The following is a 7659-nucleotide window of genomic DNA, read 5'->3' on the forward strand; positions in this document are numbered from 1 at the left end:
GGCGGGCCGGGCTGCTCGATCGTGGAGTTGCTCTGCCACAGCTCCCGCCCGGTCCGCGGGTCGATCGCGCGGACGCCGCCGCTGGTGAGCGTGAGGTAGAGGGTGCCGCGGACGAGGCGGGCGCCGGACGCGTTCCGCGGGATGGACAGCCGTACGGTCGTCAGGACGTGCGAGGACGCGTCGATCAGGGTGAGGCCGGCCAGCTTCTCCATGACCGGGTCGGCGCCGAGGACGAGGCGTCCCCCGGTCTCCCCGAGCAGGGACAGCAGACCCTTGGCGGTGACCTGCCAGCGGGCCTTGCCGGTGGCGGGGTCGAGCTGGGTGACGACGGTGCGCTCGCGGTCGCCCTTGCTGTCGGTGTCGCGGCAGATCAGGTACGCCTGGCCGCCGGCGCCGGTCAGTCCGCAGTCGCTGTCGGCGCCGCCGGGCAGGTCGCGCTGCCAGCGGACCTTGCCGTGTGCCGCGTCCAGCAGGGCGTAGGAGTCGGACGCGTCGCCGTAGGTGGCGATGACCCCGGCCGGGGTGGCGACGGCGCCGCCGTACTCGGGGCCGATGCCGTCCACGGTGTCGGCGACGGGCGTCCGCCAGATCGTCCTGCCGGTGTCCGGGTCCAGGGCCTGCACGGTGTAGCGGGTGCGGCTCTGCGGCTCCTCGCCGGTCTTGAGGTCGCTGCTGTCGGCGCCGAAGGCGTACACGGCGCCGCGGCGGGTGCCGATGATCGTGCCGCCGCCGCTCGCGGAGGTCTCGGCGGGGGTGGGGTCCATCGGCCGGGTCCAGACGTTGCGGCCGTCGTCGAGGTCGAACCGGGCGGCCATGATGCCGTCGCCGGCGCACACCAGCGCCCGGTCCGCGAGGACGCAGCGGCTGAACGGTCCGCTCGGGCCCATGGCGTTCGGATGCCCGGCCGTGGGGTCGGCGGCCTGCCGGTGCCAGGTGTGCCAGCCGGCCGGCAGGTCGTGCGGGTCGTGCGGGTCGCTGCCGCCGGCCCGGGCGAGCACGGTGGTGGCGGCTACGGCGGCCAGTACGGCGGTGGCGGCGACGGCGGCCGGCCACCAGCGGCGCCGGCGCGGCCGTGCGGGCTCGGGGTCCTGCGGTACGGGTGGTTCGGGGCGCGGGTCGGGCAGCCGGCCCTCGCGGAGCAGGTGCAGCAGCTCGTCGGGGCCGGGGCGGGACTTGGGGTGCTTCTCCAGGCAGAGGCGGACGAAGGGGAGCAGGTCGGCGGGGACGCCGGTCAGCTCGGGGGTGCCCTCGACGACGCGGGTCGCGGTCTCCCAGGGGCTGGGGCTGTCGAAGGGGCCGCGCCGGGTGGCGGCGTACACGAGGACGGCGCCGAGGGAGAAGATGTCGGTGGCCGGGCCGACCTCCTGCGGGGAGGCGAACTGCTCGGGGGACATGAAGGGCGGGGTGCCCATCACGCGGCCGGTCTGGGTGAGGGCGTCCATGCCGGCGGCCTCGGCGGCGCGGGAGATGCCGAAGTCGATGACGCGGGGGCCGTCGTCGGCGAGCATGACGTTGGCCGGTTTCAGGTCCCGGTGGACGACCCCGGCGCGGTGGATGTCGCGCAGGGCCTCGGCGAGGCCGGCCGCGAGTCCGCGCAGCCGGTCCGGCGGGAGCGGGCCGTGCCGGCGGACGTGGGTGCCGAGGTCCTCGCCGGGGATGTAGAGGGTGGCCATCCAGGGGCGGGGCGCGTCGGCGTCCGCGTCCACCACGGGTGCCGTGAAGGCGCCGCTGACCTGGCGGGCGGCGGCCACCTCGCGGCGGAACCGGGTGCGGAACTCGTCGTCGTCGGCGTACTGGCCGTGGACGACCTTGACGGCGAGCCGGCGGCCGGAGGCGGAGCGGGCCAGGTAGACCACGCCCATGCCGCCGCTGCCGAGACGGTCCTCGATGCGGTAGCCGCCGACCTCCGCCGGGTCCGAGTCGCGCAGCGCCATTCCCGTACGTCCCCCCGTTGTTTCACTGTGCGGCCCGCTCAGGTCCGCCGGCTCCCCCGCCGGGTCAGAACCTGATCGAGTTGATGGACTCCGCTATCGAGTTCAGGAAGCGATTGATCGATGGTGCCATGCCGGTGGAGGCCAGGAAGAATCCGAAGAGGATCGCGACGATGGCGGGGCCGGCCTTGATGTTCCCCCCTCTGATCAGGACCACCAGGATGATCGCCAACAGCAGCACCACGGACAGTGAAATGGCCACAACAGATCACACCCTCGGTCGGTCCGCTCTCCCGGCCCGGAGGTACCCGCGCACCCCCCGCCGGAACCATCGTGCCACCAACCCGCCCGCGCCATGCGGTCCGTGACAGAACGTCGGCGGCGAGACCGCTGCGGGCGATCTTCCGCACAGCAATTCGAGCGGGCGCCGGCGTCCGACTCGCCGGGAAATTGCGCGACTTCGTTTCTGTGTCCACACATCATGTGCGCAGGTAATTCGAATTGATGACACAGAGACGACGTATGCCCCAATTAGTCAGGATGAATCGGGACATCGAGGGTGAACTGACGACCCGAGTGTGCGCACCATCACGTGGACACGGGCGGCAAGTTCGGTAATTGAGCGGGTACCCGGAGCCGATAACCAGGAATGACTGCGGGAGTTTTACGAAATCCCGCGGACGACGCTAGGGTGCCTGAGATGTTTGACGCCGCCTCGTCCCCCGGCCAGAACCGCAGGCCGCTCCCCCCGGCACAGCCGCCGGCGGACGGAGTGCCCGCTCCGCGTACCCCGATGAGCGCGCAGACGCAGCGCGGACGGCAGCCGGCGGCGGACAGACCCGGCGGCAGCGGCTCCCGACAGCGCGACGCGTTCTTCGACAACGCCAAGTATCTGGCCATCGTGCTCGTGGCGATGGGGCACGCGTGGGAGCCGCTGAAGGGCGACAGCCGCATCCTGGAGGGCGTGTACACCGTCGTGTACTCCTTCCACATGCCGGCGTTCATCCTCATCTCCGGCTTCTTCTCGCGCAGCTTCGACATGCGCCCGGACCGGCTGAAGCGGCTGGTCACCGGCGTCGCCGTGCCGTACGTCCTGTTCGAGGCGGCCTACCCGCTGTTCAAGAACGCCGTCACCGGCTCCCACGAGGAGATCAGCCTCCTCGATCCCTGGTATCTGACCTGGTTCCTGGTCGCGCTGTTCATCTGGCGGCTGACCACGCCCTTCTGGAAGCTGGTGCGCTGGCCGCTGCCGCTGGCCCTCGGCATCGCCATGCTGGCGACCGTCACCCCGAACATCGGTGACGACCTCGACCTGCAGCGGGTCCTGCAGTTCCTGCCGTACTTCGTGCTCGGCCTGTGCATGAAGCCCGAGCACTTCCATCTGGTGCGCCGCCGCTGGGTGCGGATCGCCTCGGTGCCGGTGTTCGCGGCGGCGCTGGCGGTCGGCTGGTGGGCGGTGCCGCGGATGAACACCGCGTGGTTCTACCACCGGGACTCGGCGCAGGAACTGGGCGCCCCGTGGTGGTGCGGCCCGGTGATGACGCTCGCCCTGATGGGCTGCTCGCTGGTGCTGACGGCCTGCTTCTTCGCCTGGGTGCCGCGCCGGCACCTGTGGTTCACGGCGCTCGGCGCGGGCACGCTCTACGGCTATCTGCTGCACGGCTTCCTGGTGAAGTTCGGCGACTACCGCGGCTGGTTCGAGCACCCCTGGCTGCACCGCCCGCTCGGCGAGATCGTGGTGACCGTGCTGGCCGCGGCGGCCGTCACGGCGCTGTGCACCCGGCCGGTGCAGCGCGTCTTCCGGTTCGCGATGGAGCCGAAGATGGAGTGGGCGTTCAAGCAGGACGCGGCCGAACAGGCCCGCGAGCGGCAGAAGCCGCGGGAGAAGGCGGTCGTCTAGGCGTCCGGCACCCGCCTGCCGTCCGTCCGGCACCCGCTTGTCGTCCGTCCGGCATCCGCTTGTCGTCCGTCCGGCATCCGCTTGTCGTCCGTCCGACGTCCGGCGTCGGCAGGCCCGTCGCCGTCACAGACCGAGGAGTGCGCGCATCCGGGCGTACTTCTCGGTCAGTCGTTCCCGGGTCGGTCCGTCGAGGACCGCGAGGCGCCGCGGGTCGGCGTTGTGCGCCAGGTCGGCCTCCTTCACCAGGGACGCGCCCGGTGTGGCGAGGATGCGCCGCGCGTACGCCTCCGGTTCCTCCCCGGGCCGCTTGGTCAGGGCGTCCACCAGGGCCTTCGTCCGCGGGGTCAGGGCGGCGGCGGCCAGCCACTCCCGGCTGAGCGCGTCGTCCTCGACCGCGTCGTGCAGCCAGGCCGCCGCGATCTGCTCCGGGTCGCCGCCGCGGGCGCGGACGCCTTCGGCGACGGCCGCGAGGTGCTCGGCGTACGGCCGTCCCGCCTTGTCGGTCTGCCCCTCATGGGCGGCACGTGCGACGGCCTCGACCTCGGCGAGCGTGAGTGGGGTCATGGCCCCAGTGTCTCCCGGCGCGGGGCGGCCCGGCGCCCGGCCCGTGTACGGTAATGAGCGAAGAGCCTGAGCATCCATTACCTGCTCTCGTACTCGCTCCGGGAGGGGCCGTGCCTTTCGCCACCACCGACGATGCCGTGCGCGCCTGGGTCCGCGGCTGGGCCGTGTCGCGCGGCGCGGCCGAACCGGTCGGCCGGGACTGGGGCTACACGGTCGAGGTGGGGCTGCCCCACGAGGTGGCCCGGCATGTGCTGCCCGACGCCGACGAGACGACCGTGCGCGAGATCGCCGGGAACACCGCCGCGCCGGCCGTCTGGCTGAAGACGTTCGTGCCGCCGCAGACCCTGGCGGCCTGGCTGCCGCCCGGCTGGGCCCTCGCGGGCGGGCCGGGGTTCCTGATGGCGGCCCGGCTGGACCCCGGCGGGGCCGCAGCGCCCGCGCTCGCCGACGGCTACCGGCTGACCCGGTGGACCCGGGGCGGGGTCACCCGGGCCGTGGTGCGCGCCGCCGACGGCGCCTTCGCGGCGCGCGCCCAGATCGCGGTCACCGGCCGGACCGCGGTGGTGGACCAGGTGGAGACGCATCCGGGCCACCGGCGGCGGGGCCTCGGGCGCGTGCTGTTGCACAGCCTCGCGGACACGGCCGCCCGCGAGGGCGCGACGGCGGCGGTCCTGGGCGCGACCCCGGACGGCCGGGCGTTGTACGAGAGCGCGGGCTGGCGGGTCCTGGCCCCGCTGACCGCCGCCACCCGCACGCCGCAAGACCCGCCGGCGTAGTCCTCAGCGGCCGTTCGCCGTCGCCTCGCGGCAGATCAGCAGGAGGGCCCGGTCGTCGTTGACGTCCTTCGCCACCGCCTCGATGAGGTGCCAGGCGGCGCCGTGGAAGCCGCCGGCGACATAGCGGTCCGCCTCGCCGGTGAGCCGGTCGATGCCCTCCACGATGTCCCGGTCGGAGGTCTCCACCAGACCGTCCGTGAACAGCATCAGCACGTCCCCGGGCCGCAGCGAGCCCTTCACGGAGTCGAACTGGGCACCGTCGTACACACCGAGCAGCGGGCCCTCGGCGGCCTTCTCCTCCCAGCGCCCGGTGCCCGCGCTCAGTTGCAGGCCCGGCGGATGGCCCGCGGAGTACAGCTCGTAGTCGCCGGAATCCAGGTCCAGGACGAGGTGGATGGAGGTGGCGAAGCCCTCGTCCCAGTCCTGGCGGAGCAGGTAGCCGTTGGCCGCCGGGAGGAAGGCGTGCGGGGGCAGCGAGCCGAGGAGGCCGCCGAAGGCGCCGGACAGCAGCAGGGCGCGCGACCCCGCGTCCATGCCCTTGCCGGACACGTCCGTCAGCACGACCTCCAGCGTCCGGCCGCCGTTGGTGCGGGCCGCGACGACGAAGTCACCGGAGAACGACTGGCCGCCGGCCGGCCGCAGCGCCATCTCGTGGTGCCAGCCCCGCGGCAGCTTCGGCAGCTTGCTCTGCACCCGGATCCGCTCGCGCAGGTCGAACAGCATGGTGCCGCCGCGCCGCCAGGGCACCCCGACCCGGCTGCGGAACTGCGCGGTCAGCAGTCCGAAGAAGCCGCACGCGGCGACCACCAGGACGATGCCCGGGGTGACCCGCGAGGGCCCCTCGGTGTAGGGGCCGAGCTTCACCGACTCCACGATCAGCGCGGTGGCCGCCGCCGCGTACAGACCGAGCAGGCTCGCCGGGCGCAGCAGCAGGCCGCCGGCGACGATCGGCAGCACCAGGGTGGCCGGGGAGCACCACACCGAGTCGAGGAGGGTCATGGCCGCGAGGACCGGGACCGTCAGCAGCAGTCCGGCGAAGGCGATCCAGTCGGAGCCGTCCCCGCGGAAGTAGTCGACGGCGCTTTTGCGCAGGCCGACGCGGACCCGGTGCCACTGCATCTTGCACCGGGCCGTGAACGTCTCGGCCTTCGCGCGCCGCTGTCGTCCTGCTGCCATTAGTTCGGGACCCTATCCAGCGGACCGGCTGCTTGGCACGGGAGGTCCCACTTGTCCCCCGTGCGAGATTCCGCTTCGCCGTCGGGCCGGGGGAGAAATTCAGTGGCTCGTCCCCCTTCGCCCTGATAGTCATGGCTCATGGGGACTGACCACGGGACCGAGTTGAAGACGTTGCGCCCGGAGGAGTTCGACCGGTGGTGGGACCACCTGATCCGTGCGTTCGGCGGCGGGACGACCTCCACCGAAGAACGTGAACTGGACAGATCGCTCACCGAGTTCGACCGCTCGCTGGCCGTCTGGGACGGGGACACGCTCGTCGGCACGTCCGGGGCCTTCAGCTTCCGGATGACCGTGCCGGGCGGGGCGGTGGTGCCCACCGCCGGCGTGACGATGGTCAGCGTGGCCGCGACGCACCGGCGGCGCGGGGTGCTGACGTCGATGATGCGGCGGCTGCTGGAGGACGCGCGCGCCAAGGGGGAGCCGCTGGCCGCGCTGTTCGCCTCGGAGCCCGCCATCTACGGCCGGTTCGGGTACGGCGCTGCGACCCTCCAGCTCGACGCGGAGATCGACACCGGCCGGGTGACGCTGGCGCTGCCCGCGGGCACCGACGAGGTGCGGGTGCGGTACGCGCCGCCGGCCGACGTCCTGGCGGAGTGCGAGGCGGTGTACGCGGCCCTGGTGCCCCGCCGCCCGGGCATGCTGGCGCGGCAGCCCGGCTGGGAGCGGGCCGCGCTGGTCGACCCGGAGAGCGAGCGCGAGGGGGCGTCGGCCCTGCAGTGCGTGGTCGCCGAACGGGACGGCGGGGTCACGGGGTACGCGCGCTTCCGCACCAAGATGGGCTGGGGGCCGAGCGGTCACGACGGCACGGTGACCGTGGAGGACCTGGCCGCGCTCGATCCGGCGACCGAGGCCGCGCTGTGGCGTTTCCTGTTCGGCATCGACCTGATGACGACGCTGAAGGTGCGGGGGCGGCCGGTCGACGACGCCTGGCAGCACCTGGTCTCCGACATCCGCCGCTGTCTGCCGCAGCTGCGGGACGCCGGGTACGTGCGGCTCGTGGACGTGGGTGCGGCCCTGTCGGCCCGTACGTATCTGACGCCCGTCGACGTCGTGTTCGAGGTCGAGGACACCTTCTGCCCCTGGAACGCGGGACGTTGGCGGCTGACGGGCGACGCGAAGGGCGCGTCCTGCGAGCGTACGGCGGACGCGGCGGACCTCGCCCTGACCGTGCGGGAGTTGGGCGCGGCCTACCTCGGCGGGGTGAGCCTGCTGTCGCTGGCGGCGGCCGGGCGGGTGCGGGAGCTGCGGCCGG

Annotated in this window: 7 protein-coding genes; 3 read left to right on the forward strand and 4 right to left on the reverse strand. The window is 73.2% G+C overall.

The features are described from left to right. Positions 1–1934 (reverse strand): protein kinase domain-containing protein (locus tag CCN44_RS39435; RefSeq protein ID WP_086703900.1); only part of this gene is annotated, 1934 nt, incomplete at its 3' end. 64 nt (positions 1935–1998) lie between these two features. Further along, positions 1999–2193 (reverse strand): hypothetical protein, encoded by a 195-nt coding sequence (locus tag CCN44_RS39440; protein ID WP_030648672.1) that lies wholly within the window; start codon positions 2191–2193, stop codon positions 1999–2001. Positions 2194–2724: 531 nt separating this feature from the next. Here CCN44_RS39440 and CCN44_RS39445 point away from each other — a divergent pair. After that, entirely contained in the window at positions 2725–3831 is a 1107-nt protein-coding gene (locus tag CCN44_RS39445) for an acyltransferase family protein (RefSeq protein WP_223283896.1), read from the forward strand. Positions 3832–3954: 123 nt separating this feature from the next. On the opposite strand, the gene CCN44_RS39450 is transcribed toward CCN44_RS39445, so the two are convergent. Beyond that, positions 3955–4395 (reverse strand): HD domain-containing protein, encoded by a 441-nt coding sequence (locus tag CCN44_RS39450; protein WP_059249547.1) that lies wholly within the window; start codon positions 4393–4395, stop codon positions 3955–3957. A 110-nt stretch (positions 4396–4505) separates the two neighbouring features. On the opposite strand from CCN44_RS39450, the gene CCN44_RS39455 reads away from it, so the two are divergent. Next, positions 4506–5171: a GNAT family N-acetyltransferase gene (locus CCN44_RS39455; protein ID WP_059249548.1), complete on the forward strand. Its 666-nt coding sequence runs from the start codon at positions 4506–4508 to the stop codon at positions 5169–5171. 3 nt (positions 5172–5174) lie between these two features. Here the strand turns inward: CCN44_RS39455 and CCN44_RS39460 are convergent, their stop codons facing one another. Next, positions 5175–6347 carry a PP2C family protein-serine/threonine phosphatase gene (locus CCN44_RS39460; protein ID WP_079080962.1) on the reverse strand — a complete coding sequence of 391 codons (1173 nt, stop codon included), beginning with the start codon at positions 6345–6347 and terminating at the stop codon, positions 5175–5177. Between the two features lie 138 nt (positions 6348–6485). Here CCN44_RS39460 and CCN44_RS39470 point away from each other — a divergent pair. Next, positions 6486–7659: GNAT family N-acetyltransferase (locus CCN44_RS39470; RefSeq protein ID WP_086703905.1), on the forward strand; the 1174-nt coding region annotated here is incomplete at its 3' end.

Origin of the sequence: Streptomyces tricolor (assembly GCF_002155905.1) — a bacterium.
Classification (GTDB): Bacteria; Actinomycetota; Actinomycetes; order Streptomycetales; family Streptomycetaceae; genus Streptomyces; species Streptomyces tricolor.

Coding starts and splice junctions, on each gene's coding strand:
- CCN44_RS39445 (WP_223283896.1), top strand. CDS start 2,725: ATGAGCGCGCAGACGCAGCGCGGACGGCAGCCGGCGGCGGACAGACCC.
- CCN44_RS39460 (WP_079080962.1), bottom strand. CDS start 6,347: ATGGCAGCAGGACGACAGCGGCGCGCGAAGGCCGAGACGTTCACGGCC.
- CCN44_RS39450 (WP_059249547.1), bottom strand. CDS start 4,395: ATGACCCCACTCACGCTCGCCGAGGTCGAGGCCGTCGCACGTGCCGCC.